Origin of the sequence: Marinobacter lutaoensis (assembly GCF_001981305.1) — a bacterium.
Lineage (GTDB): Bacteria > Pseudomonadota > Gammaproteobacteria > Pseudomonadales > Oleiphilaceae > Marinobacter > Marinobacter lutaoensis.
The window spans coordinates 1-26,510 of sequence record NZ_MSCW01000011.1 but is presented as its reverse complement, the minus strand read 5'-3'; the positions used below and the strand labels follow the sequence as shown (position 1 = coordinate 26,510).

General features: G+C 63.2%; 27 protein-coding genes. 18 read left to right on the top strand and 9 right to left on the bottom strand.

Going from position 1 to position 26,510, the window contains the following annotated elements; translation table 11 throughout:
- Window positions 1-27: 27 nt before the first annotated feature.
- Window positions 28-834 (bottom strand): exodeoxyribonuclease III, encoded by an 807-nt coding sequence (locus BTO32_RS16140; protein ID WP_076725694.1) that lies wholly within the window; start codon window positions 832-834, stop codon window positions 28-30.
- Between the two features lie 81 nt (window positions 835-915).
- On the opposite strand from BTO32_RS16140, the gene pyrE reads away from it, so the two are divergent.
- Together pyrE and BTO32_RS16130 are read left to right on the top strand one after the other, a co-directional pair.
- A complete protein-coding gene (pyrE, locus tag BTO32_RS16135) occupies window positions 916-1,554 on the top strand; it encodes an orotate phosphoribosyltransferase (RefSeq protein WP_076725693.1) in 639 nt (212 codons plus the stop codon).
- A gap of 2 nt (window positions 1,555-1,556) precedes the next feature.
- Complete coding sequence (locus BTO32_RS16130; protein ID WP_076725692.1) at window positions 1,557-2,204, top strand: DUF4124 domain-containing protein; 648 nt, start codon at window positions 1,557-1,559, stop codon at window positions 2,202-2,204.
- 81 nt (window positions 2,205-2,285) lie between these two features.
- Here BTO32_RS16130 and BTO32_RS16125 read toward each other — a convergent pair whose 3' ends face one another.
- Together BTO32_RS16125 and BTO32_RS16120 are read right to left on the bottom strand one after the other, a co-directional pair.
- Window positions 2,286-2,711, bottom strand: coding sequence for a hypothetical protein (locus tag BTO32_RS16125; RefSeq protein ID WP_076725691.1), 426 nt, complete (start codon window positions 2,709-2,711; stop codon window positions 2,286-2,288).
- A 114-nt stretch (window positions 2,712-2,825) separates the two neighbouring features.
- Entirely contained in the window at window positions 2,826-3,188 is a 363-nt protein-coding gene (locus tag BTO32_RS16120; RefSeq protein ID WP_076725690.1) for a DUF2782 domain-containing protein, read from the bottom strand.
- Between the two features lie 87 nt (window positions 3,189-3,275).
- Between BTO32_RS16120 and polA the strand changes: the two genes are divergently transcribed.
- Together polA and BTO32_RS16110 are read left to right on the top strand one after the other, a co-directional pair.
- Window positions 3,276-5,996, top strand: a complete 2,721-nt coding sequence (gene polA / locus BTO32_RS16115; RefSeq protein ID WP_076725689.1) for a DNA polymerase I — start codon at window positions 3,276-3,278, stop codon at window positions 5,994-5,996.
- A gap of 247 nt (window positions 5,997-6,243) precedes the next feature.
- Window positions 6,244-6,609, top strand: coding sequence for a hypothetical protein (locus BTO32_RS16110; protein ID WP_076725688.1), 366 nt, complete (start codon window positions 6,244-6,246; stop codon window positions 6,607-6,609).
- A gap of 30 nt (window positions 6,610-6,639) precedes the next feature.
- Here BTO32_RS16110 and BTO32_RS16105 read toward each other — a convergent pair whose 3' ends face one another.
- The 3 genes from BTO32_RS16105 to BTO32_RS16095 all read right to left on the bottom strand — a co-directional run bounded on the left by BTO32_RS16105 (window position 6,640) and on the right by BTO32_RS16095 (window position 10,368).
- Window positions 6,640-8,070, bottom strand: coding sequence for an OmpP1/FadL family transporter (locus BTO32_RS16105; protein ID WP_084206885.1), 1,431 nt, complete (start codon window positions 8,068-8,070; stop codon window positions 6,640-6,642).
- Between the two features lie 126 nt (window positions 8,071-8,196).
- On the bottom strand, window positions 8,197-9,318 hold the full coding sequence (locus tag BTO32_RS16100) for a PilT/PilU family type 4a pilus ATPase (protein ID WP_076725687.1): 1,122 nt from the start codon (window positions 9,316-9,318) through the stop codon (window positions 8,197-8,199).
- A gap of 15 nt (window positions 9,319-9,333) precedes the next feature.
- A complete protein-coding gene (locus tag BTO32_RS16095) occupies window positions 9,334-10,368 on the bottom strand; it encodes a type IV pilus twitching motility protein PilT (RefSeq protein WP_076725686.1) in 1,035 nt (344 codons plus the stop codon).
- Between the two features lie 51 nt (window positions 10,369-10,419).
- Here BTO32_RS16095 and BTO32_RS16090 point away from each other — a divergent pair, with 51 nt between their 5' ends.
- From BTO32_RS16090 to BTO32_RS16045, 10 genes are all read left to right on the top strand, one after another.
- Window positions 10,420-11,127 carry a YggS family pyridoxal phosphate-dependent enzyme gene (locus BTO32_RS16090; protein ID WP_076725685.1) on the top strand — a complete coding sequence of 236 codons (708 nt, stop codon included), beginning with the start codon at window positions 10,420-10,422 and terminating at the stop codon, window positions 11,125-11,127.
- A gap of 67 nt (window positions 11,128-11,194) precedes the next feature.
- A complete protein-coding gene (gene proC / locus BTO32_RS16085) occupies window positions 11,195-12,028 on the top strand; it encodes a pyrroline-5-carboxylate reductase (protein WP_076725684.1) in 834 nt (277 codons plus the stop codon).
- Between the two features lie 22 nt (window positions 12,029-12,050).
- Window positions 12,051-12,635, top strand: coding sequence for a YggT family protein (locus tag BTO32_RS16080; RefSeq protein WP_076725683.1), 585 nt, complete (start codon window positions 12,051-12,053; stop codon window positions 12,633-12,635).
- Between the two features lie 269 nt (window positions 12,636-12,904).
- Complete coding sequence (locus BTO32_RS16075; RefSeq protein ID WP_076725682.1) at window positions 12,905-14,869, top strand: dynamin family protein; 1,965 nt, start codon at window positions 12,905-12,907, stop codon at window positions 14,867-14,869.
- 129 nt (window positions 14,870-14,998) lie between these two features.
- Window positions 14,999-16,147 (top strand): homoserine O-succinyltransferase MetX, encoded by a 1,149-nt coding sequence (metX, locus tag BTO32_RS16070; protein WP_076725681.1) that lies wholly within the window; start codon window positions 14,999-15,001, stop codon window positions 16,145-16,147.
- A complete protein-coding gene (gene metW / locus BTO32_RS16065) occupies window positions 16,144-16,749 on the top strand; it encodes a methionine biosynthesis protein MetW (protein WP_076725680.1) in 606 nt (201 codons plus the stop codon). The genes metX and metW overlap by 4 nt, the downstream gene beginning before the upstream one ends.
- Complete coding sequence (locus BTO32_RS16060; protein ID WP_076725679.1) at window positions 16,746-17,204, top strand: DUF4426 domain-containing protein; 459 nt, start codon at window positions 16,746-16,748, stop codon at window positions 17,202-17,204. The genes metW and BTO32_RS16060 overlap by 4 nt, the downstream gene beginning before the upstream one ends.
- A gap of 3 nt (window positions 17,205-17,207) precedes the next feature.
- Window positions 17,208-17,807: an RdgB/HAM1 family non-canonical purine NTP pyrophosphatase gene (rdgB, locus tag BTO32_RS16055; protein ID WP_076725678.1), complete on the top strand. Its 600-nt coding sequence runs from the start codon at window positions 17,208-17,210 to the stop codon at window positions 17,805-17,807.
- Window positions 17,808-17,811: 4 nt separating this feature from the next.
- The gene (gene hemW / locus BTO32_RS16050) at window positions 17,812-18,963 is read left to right on the top strand and encodes a radical SAM family heme chaperone HemW (RefSeq protein WP_348701571.1); all 1,152 of its coding nucleotides are present in this window, start codon (window positions 17,812-17,814) and stop codon (window positions 18,961-18,963) included.
- Complete coding sequence (locus BTO32_RS16045; RefSeq protein WP_076725676.1) at window positions 18,963-19,499, top strand: hypothetical protein; 537 nt, start codon at window positions 18,963-18,965, stop codon at window positions 19,497-19,499. Before hemW ends, BTO32_RS16045 begins: the two co-directional genes overlap by 1 nt.
- Window positions 19,500-19,509: 10 nt before the next feature.
- On the opposite strand, the gene trmB is transcribed toward BTO32_RS16045, so the two are convergent.
- The 3 genes from trmB to BTO32_RS16030 all read right to left on the bottom strand — a co-directional run bounded on the left by trmB (window position 19,510) and on the right by BTO32_RS16030 (window position 22,152).
- The gene (gene trmB, locus BTO32_RS16040; RefSeq protein WP_076725675.1) at window positions 19,510-20,244 is read right to left on the bottom strand and encodes a tRNA (guanosine(46)-N7)-methyltransferase TrmB; all 735 of its coding nucleotides are present in this window, start codon (window positions 20,242-20,244) and stop codon (window positions 19,510-19,512) included.
- A gap of 69 nt (window positions 20,245-20,313) precedes the next feature.
- Window positions 20,314-21,846 carry a YifB family Mg chelatase-like AAA ATPase gene (locus BTO32_RS16035; RefSeq protein ID WP_076725674.1) on the bottom strand — a complete coding sequence of 511 codons (1,533 nt, stop codon included), beginning with the start codon at window positions 21,844-21,846 and terminating at the stop codon, window positions 20,314-20,316.
- Window positions 21,847-21,897: 51 nt separating this feature from the next.
- Window positions 21,898-22,152 carry an accessory factor UbiK family protein gene (locus tag BTO32_RS16030; RefSeq protein WP_076725673.1) on the bottom strand — a complete coding sequence of 85 codons (255 nt, stop codon included), beginning with the start codon at window positions 22,150-22,152 and terminating at the stop codon, window positions 21,898-21,900.
- Between the two features lie 400 nt (window positions 22,153-22,552).
- Here BTO32_RS16030 and glnK point away from each other — a divergent pair, with 400 nt between their 5' ends.
- The 4 genes from glnK to BTO32_RS16010 all read left to right on the top strand — a co-directional run.
- On the top strand, window positions 22,553-22,891 hold the full coding sequence (gene glnK, locus BTO32_RS16025) for a P-II family nitrogen regulator (RefSeq protein ID WP_076725672.1): 339 nt from the start codon (window positions 22,553-22,555) through the stop codon (window positions 22,889-22,891).
- 70 nt (window positions 22,892-22,961) lie between these two features.
- Window positions 22,962-24,233, top strand: coding sequence for an ammonium transporter (locus tag BTO32_RS16020; RefSeq protein ID WP_076725671.1), 1,272 nt, complete (start codon window positions 22,962-22,964; stop codon window positions 24,231-24,233).
- A gap of 179 nt (window positions 24,234-24,412) precedes the next feature.
- Complete coding sequence (locus tag BTO32_RS16015; RefSeq protein ID WP_076725670.1) at window positions 24,413-25,276, top strand: DUF4123 domain-containing protein; 864 nt, start codon at window positions 24,413-24,415, stop codon at window positions 25,274-25,276.
- Window positions 25,276-26,510: alpha/beta hydrolase (locus BTO32_RS16010; RefSeq protein ID WP_139339126.1), on the top strand; the 1,235-nt coding region annotated here is incomplete at its 3' end. The genes BTO32_RS16015 and BTO32_RS16010, both read left to right, overlap by 1 nt.

Sequence of the window (26,510 nt, the reverse complement as noted above, 5' to 3'; positions counted from 1 at the left end):
GGTGCGTCGACGGGACGGCTCCGGTACTCAGAACCCAATGTCGATGTCGTAATCCATAATCACCGGCGCGTGGTCGGAAAACCGGGTGCTGTCGTCGATCCAGCCGTCGAGAATGGTCTTGCGAATACCCGGGGTCAGCAGCTGATAGTCCACCCGGATGCCCGCGCTGCGGCGGCCGCCCCCGGCCTGCTCCGGCCACCAGGTGTACTGGTTGCTCTGCTTGTTCACTTCCCGGAAGGCATCGACACAACCCATTTCATCAAACAGGCGATCGAGCCATGCCCGCTCGTGGGGCAGGAACCCGGAGAAGTCATGCTTGTGGTACAGCGGGCTGGCGTCGGTGACATGGTGAGCGGTCTGCAGGTTGGCGCAGAAAATAAACTGACGCCGCTTGCGCAGGGTCTTCTGCATATGCAGTCCAAAGGCTTCCATGAACTCGTCCTTGTGGTCCAGGACGGTCAGGTCGTCCTCGCCGATGAGCTCCTCTTCCCGGCCCAGGGCGCAGGGAGCCAACACGGAGGCCACAGAAACCTTATCGAAATCGGCCTGCAGGAACCGGCCTTCACGATCGGCCTGCTCGTTGGCGAAGCCATACATGATGGCCTTGGGAAAATGACGGGTGTAAATGCCCACGCCGCCGTGCTCGTTCTTCTCGCCGTCGATGAAGTAGGCCTCGTACCCTTCCGGAATCAGGTTCTTGTCTTCTACCTCGTATGCCCGCATGCGGTGATCCTGAACGCATACCACGTCAGCATCCTGTTTCGCCAGCCAGTCAAAGAAACCCTTTTCAACAGCCTGTTCCAGGCCATTGACGCTGATTGATACTACCCGCATACGTGTTCCCTGATTCGGTTTGTGTGTATGATACCGTTTTTACGCCTTAATTAAAGTTCCACACCCGCCAGAAGCCTTGCCATGCACGACTATCAGCACGCGTTCATCGAGTTTGCCATCCGACGGAATGTCCTGAGATTCGGAGAGTTCACGCTCAAGTCCGGCCGGACCAGCCCCTACTTCTTCAACGCGGGGCTGTTCAACACCGGGGACGACCTGCTGCAGTTAAGCAAAGCTTATGCCGCCGCCATCGCGCGCAGCGGGCTGGATTATGACATCATTTTCGGACCTGCCTATAAGGGCATTCCGTTGGCCACCGTCACCGCCATGGCGCTGGCCGGCTCGGGGACCAGCAAACCTTTTGCCTTCAACCGCAAAGAGAAGAAGGACCACGGCGAGGGGGGCAATATCGTGGGCGCGCCCCTCGCGGGCCGAGTCCTGATCGTGGACGACGTGATCACCGCCGGTACCGCCATCCGCGAGTCGATCGACCTTATTCGTGGCGCCGGCGCCGAACCCGCCGGCGTCCTGATCGCTCTGGACCGGCAGGAGAAGGGCAATGGCGAACGTTCCGCAATCCAGGAAGTGGAGCAGGAGTTCGGGATTCCGGTGGTCAGCATCATCCGCCTGGAGCAGATCCTCGACTACCTGAAAAGCCGTCCCGAATTCGCCCCGTACGTGGATACGGTTGCCCAGTATCGAGACCGTTACGGAGTCTGAACATGGACAAACGCCCGTCGCCCTACGCCTCCGCATGCCTTCTGCTCGCCGCGCTGGTGCTGACGTCGCCGGCGCAGGCCCAGATGTACCGATACACTGACGAGCATGGCCAGATCGTGATCGGCAACACCATCCCTCAGGAAGCCACCAGGCGGGGCTACGACATCCTGAGCAACTCCGGCCGGGTCATCGAGACCATTCCCCCCGCCCCCACGCCGGAGGAGATCGCCGCCCGGGAGGCGGAGAAGCAACGGCAGCGGGAGGCGGAACGCCAGCGCCAGGCCGACGAACTGCTGCTCAAGCGCTTCACCACACCGGACCAGGCAGTTCAAGCCATGCACCGGAAGATCCGCGAACTGGAAGGGCTGATCAAACTCAAGCGGGGTAACATTTCAGTGATCTCCGCCCAGCTCGACAACGAGCAGAGCAAAGCAGCGGACCTGGAGCGCGCCGGCCGGGACATCCCGGAGTCGGTACTGACCAAGATCCAGCGCCTGGAGTCACAGATCCGGGACATTGAGCGGGAAATCGCCAGCCAGCAAAAGGAAATCGAGGCACTCAAGCAGGACTTCCTGGCCGACATCAAACGTCTGGAGGAGATCACCGGAGAGTCCCGGACCCTGCCTCTGGAACTGTCCGGAAGCGAATGACCGCGCCGCTGTCCCGTCAACGCATTTCACATGAAAAAAGGCGTTGCCCATCGGCAACGCCTTTTTGTGCTGCAGCCCGTATCAGGCCGAGGCCGTAGAGCTTTTCTTGGCCGTGGCAGCCGGCTTGCGGGCCGGTGCCTTGCGGGCGGCCGGCTTCTTCTCGGTCACGGATTTCTTCGCTTCTTCGGCGGCTTCGGCCACTTCCCCGGCCACCTCGGAAACCGCATCCGCGCCTTCCGCCACTTCCTTCTCCAGCTTGGCCACCAGCTCGGCCGCGAAGTTGCCGAAGCGGCTGTTCAGGCTGCGCAGTTGCTCAAACAGGCTTTCGGCGTAGCTGTCGTAACGCTTGCGCAAGCTCTTGACGCTGTATTCCCGCGCCTCGGACTCCAGCTTCTCGGCGTATTCAAACGGCTTGGCGGCCAGCTTCTTCTGCTGCTCCTCGGCGGCGTTGATGCCTTTTTCGACGATGTCCTGCAGCTGTTCCTGATAAGTCTTGAGTTTACCCATGATCCATCCTCCGACGTTTCCCAATGCGTGCGCGGCTTCAGCCCGGCGGGCCCCGCCGCTCTCAAAGCTCAGGAATCACGTTACGGAGAAAAATTAGAATGTTCATACTAAAACTCACCACCGGAACAGCACCCAACTGGGCACCAGCAGGTCGGACTCCGTTTCACGGATCCAGCCGCCGGTATCGGCCGGCACCAGGTAGTAAGGCACACCGACTTCCGGCACCACCTTGATTTCCATCAGCTGGCCATTGACCCGGTATTCGTAGAACACCTCATGATCACCGGGGCGAATGACAATTTGTGGCCCGTCCGAACTGGGCTGATAGTCCGAGATCACCACCGGCTCCCTGGGCGTCTCCACCGGCACCGGATCCGACGCGGCATGTTCGCTGCCCTGGGCCTGGAGACAGGTCGGCGCCATCGCCAATACCACGGCCGGCACCAGTGACAGAACCGGACAAGCGATGCGTTTCATTTTCGTGATACCCTTTCGTTCATTGAATTCCCTGTAGAGTTGCACAAGCCAACCCGCGCTTCAATCAGAATTCGGATCCGTACCCCTATGACCGAACAGAAGATCCCACCCGTTGTCCTTGTCGACGGTTCCTCTTACCTGTTCCGCGCTTATCATGCGCTGCCCCCCCTGACCAACAGCAAAAACCACCCCACCGGTGCCATCAAAGGCGTGATCAGCATGATCCGACGCCTGGAACAGGATTTTCCGGGCTCAAAGATGGTGGTGGTGTTCGACGCCAAGGGCAAGACCTTCCGGCACGAGCTGTACGAAGAGTACAAGGCCACCCGGCCGCCGATGCCGGAGGACCTGGCGGTCCAGATCGAGCCGATCCACGACATCATCCGGGCCATGGGGCTGCCACTGTTGATCGTGCCCCAGGTGGAAGCCGACGACGTGATCGGCACGCTGGCCCGGGAAGCCACCGACAAAGGCATCGATGTCGTGGTGTCCACTGGCGACAAGGACATGGCGCAGCTGGTCAGCAACCACGTCACCCTGATCAACACCATGACTGAAACCCGGATGGACCGGGAGGGCGTCATCGAGAAATTCGGCGTAACGCCGGAGCAGATCATCGACTACCTCGCCCTGGTGGGCGACAAGGTGGACAACATTCCCGGCGTCCACAAGTGCGGTCCCAAGACCGCCGTCAAGTGGCTGCAGACCTATGGCGATCTGGACACCCTGATCGCCCACGCCGACGAGATCAAGGGCAAAATCGGTGACTACCTGCGCGAGGCGATCGAGACCCTGCCCCTGAGCCGGGAACTGGCCACGATCAAGACCGACGTCGACCTACCCTTCAGCCTGGAAGACCTGTCGCTGCGCCAGCAGGACAACGCCCGGTTACTGGAGCTGTTCAGGGAATACGAATTCCGCAGCTGGATCGACGAGCTGGAACAGGGCCAGGACCCGACGCCCCAGGCCCGCGACCGGGAAACCGCCGCCCCCCCTGAGAAACGCTACAGCGTGATCACCGAGCAACCGGCGCTGGACGCCTGGCTCGAACGACTGCAGGCGGCGGAGCTGTTCGCCTTCGATACCGAAACCACCAGCCTGCGCTACATGGACGCCGAAATCGTTGGCGTCTCCTTCGCCGTGGAACCGGGCGAAGCGGCTTACGTTCCCCTCGCCCACGACTACATGGGCGCCCCGGACCAGCTCGACCGGGAGGCCGTACTGGCCCAGCTCAAGCCGCTGCTGGAGGACCCGGAACAAAAGAAAGTGGGCCAGAACCTCAAGTACGACATGAACGTCCTGGCGAATCACGGCATCGAGCTGCGGGGCATCGCCGAAGACACCATGCTGGAGTCCTACGTCTACAACTCCGTGGCCACCCGCCACGACATGGACAGCCTGGCGCGGGAGTACCTGGGTGAACAGACCATCACCTACGAATCCATTGCCGGCAAGGGCGCCAAGCAACTCAGCTTCAACCAGATCGAACTGGAGAAGGCCGGCCCCTACGCCGCCGAGGATGCCGACATCACCCTGCGCCTACATCAGACCCTGCGGCCAAGACTGAAGGAAACCGGGCGCCTCGATGCGGTCTACCGGGAGATCGATCTGCCCCTGGTGCCGGTGCTCTCGCGCATGGAGCAGCGGGGCACGTTGATCAGCGCCGGCACCCTGCGCCGCCACAGCCAGGAACTGGCGGAACGCATGGCCGAGCTGGAGGCACAGGCCCACGAGGTGGCCGGAGAAACGTTCAATCTGGGCTCCACCAAACAGCTGCAGGCCATCCTGTATGACAAGTTCGCGCTGCCGGTGATCAAGAAGACCCCCAAAGGGGCCCCCTCCACCGCCGAACCCGTGCTTCAGGAACTGGCCCATGAACACGAACTGCCCCGGCTGATTGTCGAACACCGAAGCCTGAGCAAGCTGAAATCCACCTACACCGACACCCTGCCGGAGCTGATCCATCCCCGGACCGGCCGGGTCCACACGTCTTACCACCAGGCCGTCACCGCCACCGGGCGGCTGTCGTCCTCGGACCCGAACCTGCAGAATATCCCGATCCGTACCGAAGAAGGCCGGCGCATCCGCCAGGCTTTTATCGCCCCCGAGGGCTTCAAACTGCTGGCTGCCGACTACTCCCAGATCGAGCTGCGCATCATGGCCCACCTGTCCGGCGACCGCGGGTTGCTGCAGGCCTTTGAGCGAGGCGAGGACATCCACCGGGCCACCGCCGCCGAGGTGTTCGGCGTTCCCCTGGACGAAGTCACCGGCGAGCAGCGACGCAGCGCCAAGGCGATCAACTTCGGCCTGATCTACGGCATGTCCGCCTTCGGCCTGTCGCGCCAGCTGGGCATCGAGCGGAAACTGGCCCAGCAGTACATTGACCGCTACTTCGAGCGCTACCCCAGGGTGCTCAGCTACATGGACAACATCCGCCGCCAAGCGCATGACGACGGGTTCGTGGAAACCCTGTTCGGGCGCCGGCTGTACCTGCCCGACATCAACGCCCGCAACAAACAGTTGCAGCAGGCCGCCGAACGGACCGCCATCAATGCGCCGATGCAGGGCACCGCGGCGGACATCATCAAACGGGCGATGATCGAGGTGGACCAGTGGCTGCGCGAGCGGTACCCGGACGACGCCCGCATGACCATGCAGGTGCACGATGAGCTGATCATCGAAGTACGTGACACGGTGGCGGACGAAGTCCGCGAAGGGCTGGTCAAGCGCATGTCCCGAGCCGCCAGCCTGGACGTGCCGCTGCTGGTGGAAGCCGGTATCGGCGACAACTGGGACCAGGCCCACTGACCCCAGTCCCCCCTCCGGCCGCCGCCGGACACCCACAACAGTGCAACAAGCCGCGTCCTGCACCAGTTGCGGGCGCGGCCCCACTCCCGGCCTTGCCACTGTCACCCCGGAACGCGCGTAAACCGGCCCCCGAAAGCCTGCCCAGACAAGCGGCATAAAATTCGCATGTCCGATGGGGTCGGTGGCGCCTTCACCGAACACCGCCAAGGCGCACCAGGTTGTGACACACCAATGCGAGGCTGTAACCATGAACACCCTGGCACCCCAACGAAGCTGGCTCCTGGATCCTGACCTGTTGAAACTGGTGCACCAGTGCCGACGCCTGATCCACTCGGAGTTCGGCGTCAAGCTGCACCTGACAGAGGATCACCTGGAACAGCGCCTGGCGGACTATGCCAGCAAGAGCCGGTCAAGCCATCTGCTTCGCACCTGGGAGGCGCTCAAGAGCCGGGTTCCGGAACTGGATGTGGAAACGGACGAGGCGGAAATTCCCAAGCGCGTGTACCGGGGGCAGGTAGTAGAAGAGGCCGAAGCCAGGAAGGATACGGGACCTGAAGAAGAAGCGCCGCGGCGGAAAAAGAAAATGATCTACCGCGGCCATGAAGTGGGCTGAGCCGCAGCCTGCGGCCCGGCCCGAAAGGAATCAGAAAGCCTTGCTGATCTGGACAGACGCACTCCAGGCACTCAGATCATATTCCCCTTCATAGCTGGACAGGGAAACCGGGGCACCGGTCGGATCCGTGTGCGCATATTCACGGTCATAGACCTCGGCGTCGTCATTGAAGATCAGGGTACCTACGGCGGCATCCACGGTCCAGCCGCTGGCCATATCCTTCCACTGGGCTCCCAGGGTCAGCCAGTGCCGGTCCTCGGACGGGATCCGGGCGGTGACATACTGATCCACAGGTGATTCGTCAAAGGCATAGCCGGCTTTCAGGGCCCAGACCGGATTCAGCTGCCAGACTGCGCCCACATTAAACTGCCAGGTGTTCTTCCACTCTTCGGTGATGTGCGTAATGGGGTTTTCATCCCCCGTGCGCCCCTTGAGTGCGGAAATAGCACCGGAATCTCCCTCGCGGCTGAAAATATCCAGTTCCTCGAAATTGCTCCAGAGGGCATAGGTGGCACCGGCCAACAGGGTCACCGAGTCGTTCAGCTGATGCCGGATGCCGACCGTAATGCTTTCAGGAATGGCCAGAGGCACTGTCACGTCTTCCTTCAGGGTAGTGCTTGTGAATGGTGCCGCCGGGTTGCCCGTGGCTACCGGAAGCTGGCTGAGCTCCATATCTCCGTCAAGCTCAAGCTCGGTTCCGGTCTGGGCAGTCAGCCCGATACGGGTGGCCGAGGACAGGTCATACTGAAAGCCTACCCGCATGGTGACACCTATATCGTCCCCCTCTACGTCCGCATAGGTATCGTATGTATCGGCCAGGTAGTTCGCTGTCGCCGGGTCAGCTCCCATTCTACCGACGGCCAGAGCCCGCACATCCTGATAACGGGACAGCCGCCCTTCCGCGTACATGATGTTCAGGGCCACGCCCATGGACAGCCCCTTGCCGTTGTTTACCGCCAGCGCCGGGGTGAAAGAGATCACCGTCAGCTCGGTCTTGTCGGCAAAGTAGCGGCCGGTGAAGTCATTGTCATAATCCGCAGCCAGACCGTAGGGAGCGTGGATGCCGAAGCCCACATCAATGGAATCGCTGACTTCGTGGGTAATGTAGATATTGGGCAGCAGGGCCGGGTCGGCAATATCACCGCCGCCACTGCCATAGTATGGCTGCCCCAGGGAATCCGTCGCCGAGTAGGTGCCGGACTTGGCTTCGGCATCAATATCCAGATAGGCCGCACCAAAGGAAACATTGGTACCGGACAGCTGACTCATGCCAGCCGGATTGAACAGTACCGTGGTGGCGTTCTCGGCGTTGGCCGCCATGCCGGCATTGGCGACGCCCATGGCGCAGGCACACTGCTCGTTCAGGGAAAAGCCGCCCGCCAGGGCCAGCGATGGCGCGGCTACGGCGGCGAGGGTCGCCACGCGCACCGCTGTTGCAAGTGCAGGGATCTTCTTGTGCATGGTATCTCCTTGTTTGAATCCGCGCGGAGTATACGCAGCACAAGGGAATGGCCTCAAATGCCAAAACTACTGGTTTGAGGCCCTAATCATTTGCGACTTTAGTCGAATGCCGGCAGCGGCGCGGGCTCAGTCGTCCTGGATCGACAGCTTGTCCACCGTCGACGACAGTTTGTCCGCGCCCTGGGCATCCGCGCCCAGTTTGATCATCAGGCGCAGGTCGTTGGCCGAGTCGGCGTGCGCCAGCGCATCCTCATAGGTGATTGCCCCCTCGGAATACAGGCGGTAGAGCGCTTGGTCGAAGGTCTGCATGCCCGCCTCGGTCGACTTGGCCATCAGTTCCTTGAGCTTGTGCACCTCACCCTTGCGGATAATATCCGCCGCCAGCGGGGTGTTGATCAGAACCTCGATGACCGCTTTGCGGCCCTTGCCATCGGGGGTGGGCACCAGCTGCTGGGCGACGATGGCCTTGAGGTTGAGCGACAGGTCCATCCAGATCTGGTTGTGCTGTTCAGGCGGGAAGAACTGGATGATCCGGTCCAGCGCCTGGTTGGCGTTGTTGGCGTGCAGGGTCGCCAGACACAGGTGCCCGGTTTCGGCGAACTGGACCGCGTACTCCATGGTCTGACGGGTCCGGACCTCGCCGATCAGGATCACGTCCGGAGCCTGACGCAGGGTGTTTTTCAGGGCCACCTCGAAACTCTCGGTGTCGATTCCCACCTCCCTCTGGGTGACAATGCAGCCCTGGTGCTGGTGCACAAATTCGATCGGGTCCTCAATTGAAATGATGTGCCCCCGGCTGTTGCGGTTGCGGTACCCCAGCATGGCCGCCAGCGACGTGGACTTACCCGTCCCGGTGGCGCCCACGAAAATGATCAGGCCGCGCTTGGTCATGGCCAAGTCCTTGACGATCTCCGGCAATCCCAGGTCATCGATCTGCGGGATCTTGACCTCGATCCGCCGCAGGACCATACCGCACAGGTTGCGCTGGAAAAAGGCGCTGACCCGGAAGCGACCGATGCCCCGGGCACTGATGGCGAAGTTGCATTCGTGGGTCTCGTCGAACTCCGCCCGCTGTTTGTCGTTCATGGCGCCGTACACCAGCTCCCGGGTCTGCTCGGGCGTCAGCGCGTTCTTGGTAACCGGCACCACCTTGCCGTTGATTTTCATGCTGGGGGGAACCCCGGCGGTGATGAACAAGTCCGAGCCGCCCTTTTCCACCATCAAGCGCAGCAGTTTCTCGAATTCCATGACTGTTTACCTTCCTCAGAAGTTGTCCGGCATCTTGGCCTTGGCGCGGGCCGCCTCCCGGGTGATCAGGCCCTTCTGCAACAGCCGCTCCAGACACTGGTCCAGCGTCTGCATGCCGACCGCCCCCCGGGTCTGGATGGACGAGTACATCTGCGCAATCTTGTCTTCCCGGATCAGGTTACGGATAGCCGGTGTGCCGATCATGATCTCATGGGCGGCGATCCGGCCGCCGCCCACCTTCTTCATCAGTGTCTGGGAAATAACGGCCTGCAACGATTCGGACAACATCGAGCGGACCATGGATTTTTCCTCCGCCGGGAACACGTCGACCACCCGGTCGATGGTCTTGGCCGCAGAGGTGGTGTGCAGGGTGCCGAACACCAAGTGGCCGGTTTCCGCGGCGGTCAGGGCCAAGCGGATGGTTTCCAGGTCCCGCATCTCACCCACCAGGATAATATCCGGGTCCTCCCGCAAGGCCGACCGCAGGGCCTCGTTGAAGCCGAGGGTGTCCCGGTGCACTTCCCGCTGGTTGACCAGGCACTTCTTGGACTCGTGCACAAATTCGATCGGGTCCTCGATGGTGAGGATGTGCTCATAGCGAGTGTCGTTGATATAGTCCATCATCGCCGCCAGGGTGGTGGACTTACCGGAACCGGTCGGCCCGGTCACCAGCACCAGGCCCCGGGGCACCGAGGCGATGTCCTTGAAAACCTGGCCCATGCCCAGATCTTCCATGGTGAGCACCTTCGAGGGGGTGGTCCGGAACACCGCACCGGCGCCACGGTTCTGGTTGAAGGCGTTGACCCGGAACCGGGCCACACCGGGCACTTCGAATGAAAAATCGGTTTCCAGGAACTCTTCGAAATCCTTGCGCTGCTTGTCGTTCATGATGTCGTAGATGAGCCCGTGGACCTCCTTGTGCTCCAGGGGCGGCAGGTTGATCCGGCGCACATCGCCATCCACGCGAATCATCGGCGGCAAGCCGGCGGAAAGGTGCAAATCGGAGGCACCCTGTTTCGCCGAAAAGGCAAGCAGTTCAGTAATATCCATAGGTTCCTCGGAGGGCTTTTTCTTTTATTCCAGAAGCGGCAAACTCACACTATGAGCAGCATAGCAGACAACCTCGGGAGCGTAACCCGACGCATACAAAAAGCAACATTGGCGGCGGGGCGGGCGCCGGGCAGCGTGCGGCTGCTGGCCGTCAGCAAGACCCGGCCGCCGGCGGATCTGCGCCAGGCCCACGCGGTGGGCCAGCGGGCGTTCGGTGAGAACTACCTCCAGGAAGCTCTGGAAAAGATCGAGGCCCTGCGCGATCTTCCCGATCTGGAATGGCACTTCATCGGCCCGATCCAGTCGAACAAGACCCGGCAGATCGCCGCCCATTTTCACTGGGTGCACAGTGTCGATCGGCTCAAGGTAGCCCGTCGGCTGAGCGAGCAGCGTGACGACACTCAGCCGCCACTGAACATTTGCCTACAGGTCAACATCGACGACGAAGCCACCAAGTCGGGTTGTCGACTCGCGGAGCTGCCGGAACTGGCCGGCGCCATCGCCCGCCTGCCCAACCTGCGGCTGCGGGGTCTGATGGCCATTCCCGATCCCAACCAAGCGGACTCCGGCCGGCGGACCAGCTTCCGGCAACTGGCACAGGCCCTGGAGCAGCTGCGGCTCCAGCTCGCCGGCGGCGCCCCCCTGGATACCCTGTCCATGGGCATGTCCGACGACCTGGAACTGGCCATCGCCGAGGGTGCCACCTGGGTCCGGGTCGGCACCGCGGTGTTTGGCGAGCGGTCTGCCAAGGCGCCATGAGCCGAACGCCCAGGTTCCTGCTATCATCCGGGGCACACGTTCAACCGATCAGACGCTGGAGTGAACCTTGAGCACATCACCGACCATATCCTTCATCGGAGCCGGCAATATGGCCAGCGCCATCATTGGCGGCATGCTGGACAACGGCTACCAGGCCAGTGACATCTGGGTCAGCGCGCCGGACGACAGCCACCTCCAGGCCATCCGCAAGCGCTTTGGCGTCAGCGTGACCACCGACAACCGCTACTGCGCGCAACAGGCGGACATGCTGATCCTGGCGGTGAAGCCCCAGGTCATGGCGCAGGTGTGCCAGGATATCGCGCCAGTGGTCCAGAACACCCGCCCCCTGGTGGTTTCCATCGCGGCGGGGCTGACCGCCGACACCCTTGATGCCTGGCTCGGCGGCGGCCTGCCGCTGGTGCGGGTCATGCCCAACACCCCGTCCCTGGTGGGCAAGGGCGCAGCGGGCCTGTACGCCAATGACGCGGTGACCGAGGAACAGAAACGCAGCGTGCAGGCGGTGTTCGAAAGCATCGGCTCCGCGCTCTGGGTGCAGGATGAGCACCGGCTGCACGGCGTCACCGCGCTGTCCGGCAGCGGCCCGGCCTACTTCTTCCTGTTCCTGGAAGCGCTGGAGGCGGCGGCGACCGAGGCGGGCATCGACTCGGCCACGGCCCGGGCCCTGGCCATCCAGACCATGGCCGGTGCCGCGGAGATGGCAGCTCGCAGCGAACACGACCCGGCGCAGCTCAAGCGCAACGTCATGTCTCCCGGAGGCACCACCGAGCGAGCCATACAGGCCTTCGAGACGGGGGGATTGAGGGACCTGGTCAAGCAAGCCTACGACGCGGCCTACCAGCGCTCGGAAGAGATGGCCACCGAACTGGCCAGCCCACAGTAACCGGAGACGGAGAGACCGCGCCATGCTGGCAGACATCCTGATCACCATCCTGCTGATCGCCTCGACGTTCTATATGACCATCGTGCTGCTGCGCTTCCTGTTGCAGCTGGCCCGTGCGGATTTTTACAACCCCATATCCCAGTTCGTGGTCAAGGCCACCAATCCGCTGCTGCGCCCCCTGCGCAGGATCATTCCGGGCTGGGGCGGTGTCGATGGCGCCTCACTGGTGCTGGCGATCATCATCCAGGCCATCACCTTCTTCCTCATCCTGGTACTGCTGAACGGCGGCATACCGATGTTCAATCCGGTCACTCTGCTGGTTTGGGCGGTTCTCAACGTGCTGGATCTGATCGTCAAAATCTACTTCTGGTCGGTCATCGCGGTGGTCGTGGTCAGCTGGATCGCGCCCCACAGCGGCCACCCGGCCATCCAGCTGGTGGCCCAGATCACCGAACCGGTGATGCGCCCGGTCCGCAATGTCATGCCCGCCATGGGGGGACTGGACCTGTCTCCGATCGTGGTTTTCCTGATCCTGAACGTGATTTCCGTGGTTATCGACCACATGAAACTGGCGGCCGGCCTCGGCGCCATCGGGCTCGGCATGTAACCTGCGTCTCAAAAATACATATCGTTACACGACGACACCAAAATCCTCATCGCAGGTCCGTCAGATCAACCCATTGATCTGACGGACTTTTTTATCCCCACCCCGGAAACATGCCGTCAAACTGTGACTTGACGGCACGCAATCCCGAAAAAGACGGGATAAGATTACCGCTAGTTCATGAACAACGGCCGTCACCCAGGCCCACGCTTGCCAGGGCCGCCAGGCTATGGGTGCAGACATACCGGGACGTCGCGCAAAAGGAAATTCCAATGAACCCACAGGGAACCCTGTCGCAGCAGGTAGAGGCTTACCATAACTGGAAAAAGGAGCTGATCCGGCAGATCGGCCGCTATCGCCTCTGGCTCCAGGACAACAACCTGTTTTCCGATGACATCAGTACCCGGATCCGCCATGGCCTGGAACTGCTGATCGAGGACGAGCTGACCATCGCGTTCGTGGGTGAGTATTCCCGGGGCAAGACCGAACTGATCAACGCCCTGTTCTTCTCCGACTACGGCCAGCGCATGCTGCCGTCGCAGGCCGGGCGCACCACCATGTGCCCCACCGAGCTGTTCTTCGACCGGAGCACCAACCAGAACTACCTGATGCTGCTGCCGATTGAGACCCGGACCGGCGACCTTTCCCTGCAGCAACTGCGCAAGCAGCCCGAACACTGGACCCGCCATGAACTGGACGCCCGCGACCCGGAGGTGATGCGCCAAGTCTTGGCGGAGGTGGCCCGGGTCAAGAGCGTGTCGCCGGAGCAGGCGCGGCAACTCGGCTTCGACGAGGCCATGCTGGAACAAGATCGTGACACCCCCGGCAACGTACTGATTCCGGCTTGGCGCAACGCCCAAATCAGCATCCGTCATCCGCTGTTCGAACAGGGTCTGCGCATCCTCGACACGCCGGGCCTGAATGCCCTGGGGTCGGAGCCGGAGCTGACCATCAGCATGCTGCCGAGGGCACACGCGGTGATTTTCGTGCTCAGCGCCGACACCGGCGTCACCGCCAGCGACATGACCATCTGGAAGGAACACATCGACACCGCCCACGCCGACCACCGTGCCGGTCGTTTTGCGGTGCTGAACAAGATCGACGTGCTCTGGGACGACCTGCAGGGCGAACAGTACACTCAGGAAGCCATCGAACGGGTCCGCGACTACACCGCCGACCATCTGGGCATGCGCCACCAGGATGTCATCCCGCTGTCCGCCAAGCAGGGGCTGCTGGCGCGCGTACGCCAGGATGAGGCGCTGTTCCAGCGTTCCAACCTTGACCAGCTGGAGCAGCTGATCATCCGGCGTATCCTGATGCACAAGGAGCAGCTGATCACCCAGAGCCTGATCAACGACCTGCTGGGGATGCTGCAGAACAGCCAAGCCGCCATGCAGTCCCGGCTCGAATCCCTGGAAGAGGAACTGCAGGCTTGCGCTGGCGCCACCATCGACAAGGCAGCACTCGGACGCTTGGCAGAACGGGTGCAGAAGGATTACGACTTCTACTACAAGAAGCTCATCACCCTGCGTTCGAGCCGCCGCCTGATGGATTCCCAGGGGGAAACGCTCAAGGCCCTGGTCAGCGAGCAGCGTTTCGAGTCCCATGCCGGGAAAGTCCGCGCCCTGATGTCCCGGAGCTGGACCACCGCCGGCATGAACCGGGCCATGGACCACTTCTTCGAGCTACTGGAAGCCGACCTGACCAACCTGATGAGCGAGGGACACCTGGCGGAAAAAATGGTGGCCGCAATCTACCGTCGTTACAACGAGGACACCCGCGCCCGCCACCTCGAGCCCATCCCGCTGCGAGCGGGCCGCCACGTCATCGCCATCCGCGAGCTGCGCAAGAAGGCAAGACGTTTTCGGGTCAGCCCGAAAAACCTGCTAACGGAGCAGTCCCTGCTGGTCCGGCGCTTCTTCAACGTCATGGTCAGCGAGGCGCGCACCCTGCACAACCGTGTCCGCAAGGACGTCGAACGCTGGCCGCAGGAGGCACTGCTGCCGATCCTGCAGTACTCCATGGAGCAGAAACAGCTGCTGGAGCACCAGATCCGCCGCCTCCGGGACATGGTGCGCAACGACCGCGACAGCCGCGCCGAACGCCAGCGCCTGCAGCACGCCATCGCCGACCTGCGGCGTCAGCTGGAGCTGGCCGACGCCATGCAGCGCCAGATCCGCAAACCCGCGCCCACTCTGATCCAGCAGAAGGTCGTCAACATCTCAGGCGCGGTCTAGCCCTTGCCATCCGTGCCCTGACCGCGGTTGCAGCCATCCCGGCCCGGCTTTAAACTGCTGGGCTGGCGACGGCTTTTGTCGTCCCAGCCCCAGCTGAGTTACGGACCGAAACAGGAACCTGTCGCGCCGATGCCCGATTCCCTTCCCGCGGATTCTGTCGGGATAGTCTCCCCGCAGACCTATCACTTCGACACCCCCATCGAGCTGGCCAGCGGCCGGACCCTCGACAGCTACGACCTGATGGTGGAAACCTACGGCGAGCTGAACGCCGATGCCAGCAACGCCGTGCTGATCTGTCATGCCCTGAGCGGCCACCATCACGCCGCCGGTTACCACAGCCTGGACGACCGCAAGCCCGGTTGGTGGGACAGTTGCATTGGCCCGGGCAAGCCGATCGACACCAACCGTTTTTTCGTGGTGTGCCTGAACAATCTGGGCGGCTGTCACGGCAGCACCGGCCCGAACAGTCTCAACCCCGCCACCGGCAAACCCTATGGCCCCGATTTCCCGGTGGTCACGGTGCGGGACTGGGTCAAAAGCCAGGCCCTGCTGGCCGACCGTCTGGGCATCCAGCGCTGGGCCGCGGTGGTCGGGGGGTCCCTTGGCGGCATGCAGGCTCTGCAGTGGAGCCTGGACTACCCGGAGCGACTGCGTCACTCGGTGATCATCGCCTCGACCCCCCGCCTGACCGCCCAGAACATCGCCTTCAACGAAGTGGCCCGGCAGGCGATCACCTCCGACCGTGAATTCCACGGCGGCCGCTATTACGAACACGGCACCCTGCCCCGCCGCGGCCTGATGCTGGCGCGAATGGTCGGCCACATCACCTATCTGTCCGATGCCTCCATGGGCGAGAAGTTCGGACGGGAGCTGCGAGAGGAAGCCTACAAGTTCGGCTACGATGCCGAATTCCAGGTGGAAAGCTACCTGCGCTACCAGGGCGAACGCTTCTCCGAGTCCTTCGACGCCAACACCTACCTACTCATGACCCGGGCACTGGACTATTTCGATCCCGCCTACGAATACGGCGGCGATCTGGCCAAAGCGCTGGCACCGGCCCAGTGCGAGTTTCTGGTACTGTCGTTCAGCACCGACTGGCGCTTCGCGCCGGAACGTTCGGAGGAGATGGTCAACGCCATGATCTCGGCCCGCAAGAAGGTCAGCTACGCCGAAATTGATGCCCCGTGGGGGCACGACGCCTTCCTGATCCCCACGCCCAGATATACCGACATTTTCACGGCCTACATGGACCGGGTGGCCCGGGAGGTGGGCGTATGAGACCCGATTTGGACATCATCCAGCAGTGGGTCAAGCCCGGCGACCACGTTCTCGACCTGGGCTGCGGCGACGGCACCCTGCTCGACTTCCTGCAACGGGAGCGCCAGGCCACCGGTTTCGGTCTGGAGATCAACCCCGATCACATCACCACTTGCATGAGCAAGGGGGTTGCGGTGATCGAACAGAACCTCGACACCCAGGGGCTGGACAACTTCGACGACGGTATGTTCGACATCGTACTGATGACCCAGGCCCTGCAGGCGGTCCGCCGCCCGGACCGGGTCCTGGACGAGATGCTCCGGGTCGGCCGCGAAGGCATCGTCACCTTCCCCAACTTCGCCTACTGGCGACTGCGTTGGGGGCTGGCCCTGAGCGGCCGCATGCCGGAATCCGAGGCCCTGCCCTACAAGTGGTACAACACCCCCAACATCCGCCTCTGCACCTTCAAGGACTTCGAGGCCCTGTGCCGACAGAAGGGCATCCGGATCAAGAGTCGCCGGGTGGTGGACGGTCAGCACCAGAACCGCTGGACCGCCCGGCTGTGGCCCAACCTGTTGGGCGAAATCGCCATTTACCGCATCACTCGGGAGAACACGAAATGATCCGCCGATCTCTCTACCCTCGGGTGGCCGCCTTCGCCGCCCCCCTGCTGTTACTGGCCAGCCTGGCCGCCCACGCCGCCGGGGCCGAGGACTTCGGTGACTACCAGGTTCACTGGAGTGTGCTGCCCAGCACCTTCCTCGCCCCCGAAGTGGCCGAGGCCAACGGTCTCCGGCGCAGCAATGGCATTGGTATCATCAACATCGCGATCATGCGGGAGCAGGCGGACGGCACCCTGAAGCCGGTCACCGGCCAGGTCGAGGGCAAGGTCACCAACGACATCCAGCAGGTCAACTTCCTGGCGTTCCGTCGCATTCAGGAGGGGGACGCCGTTTACTTCATCGCCGAATACCAGTACCGCCCCGGCGAGCTGATGACCTTCAACATCACCTCGCGGCCCAGCGGACACGGCCAGGACCTGCCGATCCGCTTCGCTCATACACTGTTCAGCGAGTAACCCATGACCCGCAAGCTCGTCATCGCCAGCAACAACCGCGGCAAGATCGCCGAACTGACCGACCTGCTCGCCCCCCTGGGGCTGAGCCCCGTGGCCCAGGGTGAGTTGGGCGTGACTGAGGCCGAGGAGCCCGCGATCACCTTCGTGGAGAATGCCCTCATCAAAGCCCGCCACGCCGCCCGCGCCACCGGATTGCCCGCCCTGGCGGACGACAGTGGCTTGGCGGTGGACGCCCTGGACGGACGCCCCGGCGTGCGTTCAGCCCGGTTTGCCGGGGACGGTGCCTCCGACGCCGACAACATCCAGGCCCTGCTGACCGCCCTGGCCGATGTGCCGGAACCCCGGCGTAGCGCGCAGTTTCACTGTGTGCTGGTCTACCTCCGGCATGCCGACGACCCGACCCCCATCATCTGTCACGGTCGCTGGCCCGGCCGGATCCTGACCGAGCCCCGGGGGCACGGCGGCTTCGGCTACGACCCCGTGTTCTGGGTGCCGGAACAGGGCTGCAGTGCCGCCGAACTCAGTCGCGAGCAGAAGGGGCGCATCAGTCACCGGGGCCGCGCCCTGCGACAACTGCTCGATCACCTGGGCGATGAGCTCTGAGCCAATGGCCACTGCGGCACCGGTGGCGGTGCACCCGCCCCTCAGTCTGTACATCCACATCCCCTGGTGCGTGCGCAAGTGCCCATACTGTGACTTCAACTCCCACGCCCTGCGTGACCCGGGCGTCCCGGAAGCGGCCTACCTGACAGCGCTGCTGGAAGACCTGGAGCCGGATCTGGGATTCGTTGGCGGCCGCCCGATCCGCACCGTATTCATTGGGGGCGGCACGCCGTCCCTGATGAGCGGCGACTTCTACTTCCGGCTGTTCGAACGGCTTCGACAGACCCTGACCTTTGCCGAGGAGGCCGAAATCACCCTGGAGGCCAACCCCGGCACGGTCGACCAGGGACGCTTCCGCGACTTCCGACAGGCGGGCATCAACCGGCTGTCCATCGGCATTCAGAGCTTCGACCCGGAGCAGCTGCGCGTGCTGGGCCGAATCCACGACCGCGCCGCCGCTCACCGGGCCGCCGAGGCCGCCCGCCTGGCCGGTTTCGACAACTTCAACCTCGACCTGATGCACGGCCTGCCCCAACAGACTCCGGATCAGGCACGGGCCGACCTCCGCGAAGCCCTGGCCCACCAGCCACCCCACCTGTCCTGGTACCAGCTGACCCTGGAGCCCAACACCGAGTTCTACAGCCGCCCCCCGCCGTTACCGGACGATGATCGGCTCTGGCAGATCTACCAGGCCGGCTCGGCGCTGCTCCGGGACCATGGCTTCTCCGACTATGAGGTTTCCGCCTGGAGCCAGCCCGGCCGAGCCTCCCGCCACAACCTCAACTACTGGACTTTCGGCGACTACCTCGCCCTCGGCGCAGGGGCCCACGGCAAGGTGAGTCTGGCGGACGGGCGCATACTGAGATACTGGAAAACCCGTCAGCCCGAGGCCTACCTGAAACGGATCGGCAGCCGCACCGCCGGTTCCGAGCCAATCCAGCCGGAAGAGCGGGCCCTGGAGTTCATGATGAACGCGCTGAGGCTGAAAAACGGGGTGGACGAGGATCTGTTCACGGAGCGTACGGGTTTACCCCTTTCGTCAGTTGCGGTACAACTTGAGCAACTGCGAAATGAAGATCTGCTGGTGGACGGGCGGCTGCAGGCAACGGACCTGGGACAGCGCTACCTCAACAGCCTGCTGGAGCGTTTTCTGTGATGGAGCCGGAACAACATGGATGGGCGAGCCTGCCCAAGGCACTGAAGACAAGCCTGCTGTCGGCGGCGGTCATGCTGGCCGCGCTGGTGCTGATCAATCTGCCGCTGCAGACCGATTCGGCGCCCCAGGGCATCGTCAGTTTCCAGCTGGCGGTAACCGCCGACCAAGCCCACGATATTCTCAACAGCTGGCACAGCGCCGGGCACCTGTGGGCACAGACCTCTCTGTGGTTGGACTTCGTGTTCATCACCACCTACCTGATGGCGCTGCTCCACCTGACCCGCTTCCTGATGCGTGACCGACCCGGCATCCGCGAACGCAAGGTGGCCCGCTGGGTGCGCAGCCTGTTCATCACCGCCGGCCTGGGCGACGTGGCGGAGAACATCCTGCTGCTGAACAATTTCAACCCACCCACCGATCTGGTCAGCCTGGCCGCCACCGTCTGCGCCCTGATCAAGTTCACCGGCCTGACGCTCGGCTTGGCCGGGCTGGTGGTGATCCGGGCGGCACGACGCCACCCGCTGCCCTTGGGCTGAAGACGAAGGATCAGTTGGTCCGACGGAACAGCAGGTCCCACACCCCGTGGCCCAGGCGTTCACCACGCTGCTCGAACTTGGTGACCGGACGATCCTCCGGACGGGGTGAAAACTGGCCCGGCCCCTGGGTATTGGCGAACCCCTCCGCCTCGCTCATCACCTCCATCATGTGCTCGGCGTAGTTTTCCCAATCGGTGGCCAAGTGCAGCAGGCCACCCACCCGCAGCTTGTGGCGGAGGCGTTGCACGAATCCGGGTTGGATCAGACGGCGTTTGTGGTGTTTCTTCTTGGGCCAGGGGTCCGGGAAGAACACCATCACCCGGTCCAAACAGGCGTCCGGCAGGCACAGATCGATGACGTCATTGGCATCGATGTTGTAAATGCGGATATTCTCCAGCCCCCGGTGCTCGATTTCTTTGAGCAAGGCACCGACGCCTGGCAGGTGCACCTCCACGCCGATGAAATCCTGCTCCGGGGCCGCCTCGGCCATCTCCGCCAGCGACTGGCCCATGCCGAAGCCGATCTCCAGGTTGAGCATGGCGTCCCGGCCAAAGACCTCGCGCGGGTCGATCATGCCGTCTTCCCGGCTCAGCCCATACTTGGCCCAGCCTCGATCAAACGCTTTCTTCTGGCCCTCGGTCATACGCCCCTGGCGTAGCACGAAGCTGCGGACACCGCGTCGGGTAGTCACCGGTGACTCACCGGCCTGGCTCGGATTCTGTTTCGGTTCGTTCTGCTCAGTCATCGGGTTTCCTATTCCCAGGCTTGGGATCTCATGGGCAAACAGCTGCACAGTTTACCAGAGTCGGCCCGGTTACGAGGAAACCCGCACGCCGGCCCCCGTCTGCCGGTCGAGCTGGCGATAGCCCAAGGCTTCCACCAAATGCGCCTGGGTCACCGAGGACGCGCCCTCCAGATCCGCCAGCGTCCGGGCCACCCGCAGGATCCGGTGCAACGCTCGGGCCGATAACCCCAGACGTTCCATGGCGCCGGTCAGCAGGCGTTCGCCGGCACGGTCCAGGGCACACGCCTGTGTCAGTGCCCGCCCCGACAGCACGGCATTGAGCCGGCCCCGAGCCTGTTGACGGGCTCGGGCCCGCTCGACCCGGCCTCGTACCTCGGCGCTGCATTCGTCCCCTGCCCCCGGGTGCATCAACACATCACCGGCCTGCACTGGCACCTCTACGTGCAGGTCGAAACGGTCCAGCAGGGGGCCGGAAATCCTGGCACGATACCGGGTCACCTGGGCGGGCGTGCACTGACATGGCACGGTGGGGTGGCCCAGATAGCCGCACGGGCAGGGGTTCATCGCACCAATTACCTGGAACCGGGCAGGAAAGCGGACCTGCCGGGCGGCCCGGCTGATGACGATTTCCCCCGATTCCATGGGTTCGCGCAGCACCTCCAGAACCCGGCGCTCGAATTCCGGCAGCTCGTCCAGAAACAGAACCCCACGATGGGCCAGGGAGATTTCCCCAGGCCGTGGGCTGCCGCCGCCGCCCACCAGGGCTACCGCCGAGGCGGTGTGGTGCGGGGCCCGAAACGGTGGCTCCCGCCAGCGGCCCTCACGCACCGGCTGTCCGGCCACCGAGTGGATGCTGGCCACCTCCAGCGCAGCCTCGTCCGACAAAGGCGGCAGTATCCCCGGCAGGCGGCTGGCCAACATGCTCTTACCGGTTCCCGGAGGCCCGAACAGCAACAGGTTATGGCCTCCGGCGGCGGCCACCTCCAGCGCCCGCCGGGGAACCGCCTGCCCCCGGACGTCGGCCAGGTCCGGCAATTCCGCGACGGCCTTGGAAAACGATTCCGGCGATGCCGCCGCAACCGGCACCAGGGTGGCCCGGCCACACAAGTGCTCGGTAACCGCCAGCAGGTGCGACGCCGACAACACATCGCCCCGGCTGGCCAGCGCCGCCTCCTCGGCATTGGCCTGAGGAACCAGCAGCCCGCGACCCTCCGCCCGCGCAGCCAGTACCGCCGGCAGAACCCCTTTGAGAGGGCGCAGCGCACCGTCCAGCGACAATTCACCGACAAACTCGTAGGCACGCAGACTGTCCGGTGGAATCTGGCCCGACGCGGCCAGGATGCCCAGGGCTATGGGCAAATCGAAACGCCCGCCCTCCTTGGGCAGGTCGGCGGGTGCCAAGTTGATGGTGATGCGCCGGGCAGGAAACTCGAAACCGGCATTGAGCAGAGCACTGCGGACCCGCTCCCGGCTCTCGCGCACGCCGGTTTCCGGCAGGCCGACAATCGACAGGGCGGGCAGCCCCCCGGACAGGTGGACCTCCACGGTCACCGCCGGGGCGGACACGCCAAGACTGGCGCGGGTGTGAACAATTGCGAGCATGATCCCTTCCTTGGTGGTTGTCAGGCGAGCCTCCTGCCCGCCTTCAGGGCATTATTGGTCGAGCAGACGCCGTTCCAGTTCCGCTACCCGCGCCTCCAGAGCCTCCACTTTCTCGCGGGTTTTCAGCAAGACCGCCTGTTGAGCATCAAACTCTTCACGGGTCACCAGCTCCAAACGCGACAGGATGGCCATGACCGTGGCCCGGGCCTGGGTCTCGATATCCTCCCGGGCGGCGCGGGCCATGTCGGGAACGAACTGGCCAAGCTGGCCCTGGAGCTGGGCAAGGATATCCTGGGGACCTTTCACGATGTACCTCGTCTGCCTTCGGTTGGGGTTGCTGTTGCGGGCCCGGGTATGGCGGCAAAACGCCCGGCGCCCAACGAATCGCGGTTTCGTGAGTGTATCACAGACTCGGCCCTGCCATACTGTGGGAGGACGGCGCTATAATGCCGGCCGTTCCGGATCGCTGGCCCGATATTGGGTCACGGGAGGGTTCTTCGCCCCATCGTGGTGCATCATTTTGCGCCAATCTGGAACGTTTAAAGGTTATCACTTTGTTTTAGAAAGTTTTTTTTGCGTCGGCATAACCGATGCTAAAGCTCTCGTACGCAATCCGCACATTTGAGGTGCGAGGTGGCAGCATCCCGAACTCAACAACTGGCCGACGGGCCCTCACTGTTGGGGCGGCTTTACCAAGGAGAAAGCAATGAAACTTGTGACAGCGATCATCAAGCCTTTCAAATTGGATGATGTCCGTGAGGCACTATCCGAGATTGGCGTTCAAGGCGTAACCGTCACTGAAGTCAAAGGCTTCGGTCGGCAAAAGGGACACACCGAGCTCTACCGCGGCGCTGAGTACGTGGTGGATTTCCTGCCCAAGGTCAAGGTTGAGATTGCCATCGGCGACAGCCTGCTGGACCAGGTCATCGAGGCCATCACCAAGGCAGCCAACACCGGCAAGATCGGTGACGGCAAGATCTTCGTGACCGAGCTGGAGCAGGCAATCCGGATCCGGACCGGCGAAACCGGCGAAGAAGCGATCTGATTCCGACCTGACCCTCGAATCAGCCAACGCAAAAAATTTATAACCAAGAGCCTTGTGCGGAGGGCTTCAAATGGAAAGCAATCTCTTTCACCTGCAGTATGCTATAGATACGTTTTATTTCCTTGTCATGGGCGCATTAGTCATGTGGATGGCTGCCGGTTTCGCCATGCTCGAATCCGGTCTCGTGCGCGCCAAGAACACCACTGAAATCCTGACCAAAAACGTGGCCCTGTACGCCATTGCCTGCATCATGTACCTGGTGTGCGGTTATGCCATCATGTACGGCGGCAATATCTTCCTGGCCGGCATCGGTGACGTCGACGTTGCCAGCGTGCTGAGCGACTTCGCCAGCCGTGAGGACGGCTTCGAGGGCGGCTCCATCTACTCCGGCGCTTCCGACTTCTTCTTCCAGGTCGTCTTCGTCGCAACCGCCATGTCCATCGTTTCCGGTGCCGTGGCCGAGCGTATGAAACTCTGGGCATTCCTGGTGTTCGCCGTCGTCATGACCGGCTTCATCTACCCGATGGAAGGCGCCTGGACCTGGGGCGGGGCCTCCGTGTTCGGCATGTACACTCTGGGCGACCTAGGCTTCAGCGACTTCGCCGGTTCCGGTATCGTGCATATGGCGGGTGCCGCCGCGGCCCTGGCGGGTGTCCTACTGCTCGGTGCCCGTAAAGGCAAGTATGGCCCGAACGGCGAAATCCGGGCCTTCCCGGGCGCCAACCTGCCGCTGGCCACCCTGGGTACCTTCATCCTGTGGATGGGCTGGTTCGGCTTCAACGGCGGCTCCGTGCTGAAACTGGGCGACATCGCCAATGCCAACTCGGTGGCCATGGTGTTCCTGAACACCAACACCGCTGCCGCTGGCGGCGCAATCGCAGCCCTGATCACCGCCCGGCTGATGTTCGGCAAGGCCGACCTGACCATGCTGCTGAACGGCGCCCTGGCCGGCTTGGTGGTGATCACCGCCGAACCGTCCACGCCCAGCGCCCTGACCGCCACCATCTTCGGTGCCCTTGGCGGTATCCTGGTGGTCCTGAGCATCGTCACCATGGACAAGCTGCGCATCGACGACCCGGTCGGCGCCATCTCCGTCCACGGTGTCTGCGGCCTGCTCGGCCTGCTGCTGGTCCCGGTCACCAACGGCGACGTCAGCTTCAGCGGCCAGATCATCGGTGCCATCACCATCTTTGTCTGGGTGTTCGTCACCAGCCTGATTGTCTGGGGCATCATCAAGGTCGTGATGGGCCTGCGGGTTTCCGAGGAAGACGAGTACGAAGGTGTCGACCTCTCCGAATGCGGTATGGAAGCCTATCCGGAGTTCGTCAGCGGCAAGCAGTAAAACTGCCTCGAACTCAAACCAACAAAGGGGAGCCCGTCGGCTCCCCTTTTTTCATTGCCCTTCGCAGGAAAACGGCCGCCGCGGGGAGCGCCCCTCCCCGACAGGTCATCGTCAGGTGACAGTCCGGCCGGACTTTTCTATCATAGGTGCCGACTGCAAGACCCATGTAAGGACGCATCATGGACATCAGGACCGATGTCAGCCAGCGCAGCGCCAACGCTGCCGCGGAAGGGACGGAATTTCGCTATACCACGGAACGGCCTGCCGACACCCCCTGCGGGTTCCTGCTCGACCTCGCAGCCTACCCGGATGCACTGCGGTTGCTGTTTGCCAACGACCCGGCCCCGGTTTACGACATGCCCTGGATGTACACCCGGAGCCCGGAGGAGGCTTCCGCCGGCCCCGTACTCATTCTGCCGGAGCGGGAAGCCTGCAGGGAGTGGCTGTGGGCCAGCCACCGGGCAGGCAAGGCCCTCGCGTTGTATGGCCACAAGCTGACGCTTAAGACCCTCTGCCAGCACTGGGTTACCCTGAACACGGTCAACACCCCGTTCGGTCCCAGCCTGTTTCGTTATGGCGATCCCGCCTCGCTGGGCACACTCGGCCCGTCGCTCACCGCACTCCAGCGCCACCGGATACTGGGGCCACTGACGGCCATTGACGGACACTATGGCGACCCGTTCCGGCTGCTTCGACATCGGCTCCCGGCCGGTGATGTCCCACAGCCCGTCGAGACGGAACCGCTGACCCTGACCCAAAACAATCTCGTCGCCACGGAGCGCTTCCGGAAAGAGCGTCTGATTCGCGCGTTCGCCGAAACGCATGGCGTGCCGGAAGCCCTGGTCCAGCGGTGGTGCCAGCAACTGGAAACACTCGGTGCGCCCAGCGAGCAGGGACTGCTGGAAGGTATGGAGGTACTGAACCAATCCGGCCGAGGCCGGCTACTTTCGGACGAAGAGGTAAGCATCGTCCGAAACAGTTCTGGAGCTTGGTCCGGACGGCTTGAAACATTGGCGCACATGACACATCGGGAGGGCCGCTGATGGACCGTTCAACCCCGCTGCCCTTCGAACCCAACACCACGCCACTGGGCCGGTACGGCGCACCGGCCTGCTGCCAGGAAACCGCCCGCGTGTCACTGCGCCGCACCGACAACCTCGGCCGCCCCCGGCGCTTCACCGACCCCGGAAAACTGCGCAACGTCCTAGGGCAGGCATACGCCGGTCACCTTCGACCGGACCCACACGCCCACGACGACGCCCTCGCCCGCTTCGATAACGTCACGGTCGGCCACGTCTGGTGGCACTGGCCGGAGAACCCCATGGGCGAGCACCTGATCGGCGTTGACACGATCAGCCGGAAGCAACGCTACGTCCCAGGCGAGATACTGACGGAGGGCGTGCGCCTGGATGTCATTCCGGGTGAACGCAAGGCCACGGCCATTCATCTGCCGCCGCCCGTGATCCTTAATCTGAGGGAGGACGCCAGCCCGCAAGGCGACAGACTGTCGCCGGACCAACTGGCGTATTTTCGCGCCAACGGTAACAACGCCCTTATTTTTGTGCACGGCTACAACGTGGCCCACGGCGACTGGGGACGTTTCCTGAACGGTGATCGTCGCAGCCCGCAGTGGCATGGCAATACCCGCTCATTCAGCCGCGGCCCCAAGTGGCATCCCTACAAGGCCACGATCAAACAGGATCCGGAGGCGCTGGCCGAAGGTTATCCGTTTACCTTAGACGATGGCGACGTCAACGGAAGTGGCGCCCATAACTGGGCGGTGCACATGGAATATCAACTGAATAAAGCGGCCGGCTTCGATGGCCGCGACTGGATGCCCTATAGCCGGATCATCACCGTCTCCTGGCCCGGGGACACCGGTGCCACGGATTTCCTCCAGGCGGAACTCAAGGCCATGGCGGCCGGCCGGCGGCTGGTGCCCTTGCTGCAACAGCTGCAGGATGCGGGCGTTGCCGTCAACCTGATCACCCACTCTCTGGGCGCCCGCGTGGCGCTGACCGCCCTGAACATTCTCGGCACCACCGGCCGCTACAACTGGGTTGACCACCTGTTTCTCTGGCAACCGGCCGTGGCCGACAACGCCCTGAGCAACGATCCGGAGCGGGATGTTCACCCCCTGGGACTCGGGGTGTTTCCTGCGGCCTATAAAGCGGCCCGTCAGATTGTCGTTCTGCACTCGAAGAAGGACGGCGTCCTGGGGCCGGATGAGCGTTTTAGCAATAGCTGGGGGCAGCAAATTGCCGAGAACGTGTCGTC

Coding starts and splice junctions, on each gene's coding strand:
- BTO32_RS16140 (WP_076725694.1), bottom strand. CDS start 834: ATGCGGGTAGTATCAATCAGCGTCAATGGCCTGGAACAGGCTGTTGAA.
- pyrE (WP_076725693.1), top strand. CDS start 916: ATGCACGACTATCAGCACGCGTTCATCGAGTTTGCCATCCGACGGAAT.
- BTO32_RS16130 (WP_076725692.1), top strand. CDS start 1,557: ATGGACAAACGCCCGTCGCCCTACGCCTCCGCATGCCTTCTGCTCGCC.
- BTO32_RS16125 (WP_076725691.1), bottom strand. CDS start 2,711: ATGGGTAAACTCAAGACTTATCAGGAACAGCTGCAGGACATCGTCGAA.
- BTO32_RS16120 (WP_076725690.1), bottom strand. CDS start 3,188: ATGAAACGCATCGCTTGTCCGGTTCTGTCACTGGTGCCGGCCGTGGTA.
- polA (WP_076725689.1), top strand. CDS start 3,276: ATGACCGAACAGAAGATCCCACCCGTTGTCCTTGTCGACGGTTCCTCT.
- BTO32_RS16110 (WP_076725688.1), top strand. CDS start 6,244: ATGAACACCCTGGCACCCCAACGAAGCTGGCTCCTGGATCCTGACCTG.
- BTO32_RS16105 (WP_084206885.1), bottom strand. CDS start 8,070: ATGCACAAGAAGATCCCTGCACTTGCAACAGCGGTGCGCGTGGCGACC.
- BTO32_RS16100 (WP_076725687.1), bottom strand. CDS start 9,318: ATGGAATTCGAGAAACTGCTGCGCTTGATGGTGGAAAAGGGCGGCTCG.
- BTO32_RS16095 (WP_076725686.1), bottom strand. CDS start 10,368: ATGGATATTACTGAACTGCTTGCCTTTTCGGCGAAACAGGGTGCCTCC.
- BTO32_RS16090 (WP_076725685.1), top strand. CDS start 10,420: ATGAGCAGCATAGCAGACAACCTCGGGAGCGTAACCCGACGCATACAA.
- BTO32_RS16080 (WP_076725683.1), top strand. CDS start 12,051: ATGCTGGCAGACATCCTGATCACCATCCTGCTGATCGCCTCGACGTTC.
- BTO32_RS16075 (WP_076725682.1), top strand. CDS start 12,905: ATGAACCCACAGGGAACCCTGTCGCAGCAGGTAGAGGCTTACCATAAC.
- metX (WP_076725681.1), top strand. CDS start 14,999: ATGCCCGATTCCCTTCCCGCGGATTCTGTCGGGATAGTCTCCCCGCAG.
- metW (WP_076725680.1), top strand. CDS start 16,144: ATGAGACCCGATTTGGACATCATCCAGCAGTGGGTCAAGCCCGGCGAC.
- BTO32_RS16060 (WP_076725679.1), top strand. CDS start 16,746: ATGATCCGCCGATCTCTCTACCCTCGGGTGGCCGCCTTCGCCGCCCCC.
- rdgB (WP_076725678.1), top strand. CDS start 17,208: ATGACCCGCAAGCTCGTCATCGCCAGCAACAACCGCGGCAAGATCGCC.
- hemW (WP_348701571.1), top strand. CDS start 17,812: ATGGCCACTGCGGCACCGGTGGCGGTGCACCCGCCCCTCAGTCTGTAC.
- BTO32_RS16045 (WP_076725676.1), top strand. CDS start 18,963: ATGGAGCCGGAACAACATGGATGGGCGAGCCTGCCCAAGGCACTGAAG.
- trmB (WP_076725675.1), bottom strand. CDS start 20,244: ATGACTGAGCAGAACGAACCGAAACAGAATCCGAGCCAGGCCGGTGAG.
- BTO32_RS16035 (WP_076725674.1), bottom strand. CDS start 21,846: ATGCTCGCAATTGTTCACACCCGCGCCAGTCTTGGCGTGTCCGCCCCG.
- glnK (WP_076725672.1), top strand. CDS start 22,553: ATGAAACTTGTGACAGCGATCATCAAGCCTTTCAAATTGGATGATGTC.
- BTO32_RS16020 (WP_076725671.1), top strand. CDS start 22,962: ATGGAAAGCAATCTCTTTCACCTGCAGTATGCTATAGATACGTTTTAT.
- BTO32_RS16015 (WP_076725670.1), top strand. CDS start 24,413: ATGGACATCAGGACCGATGTCAGCCAGCGCAGCGCCAACGCTGCCGCG.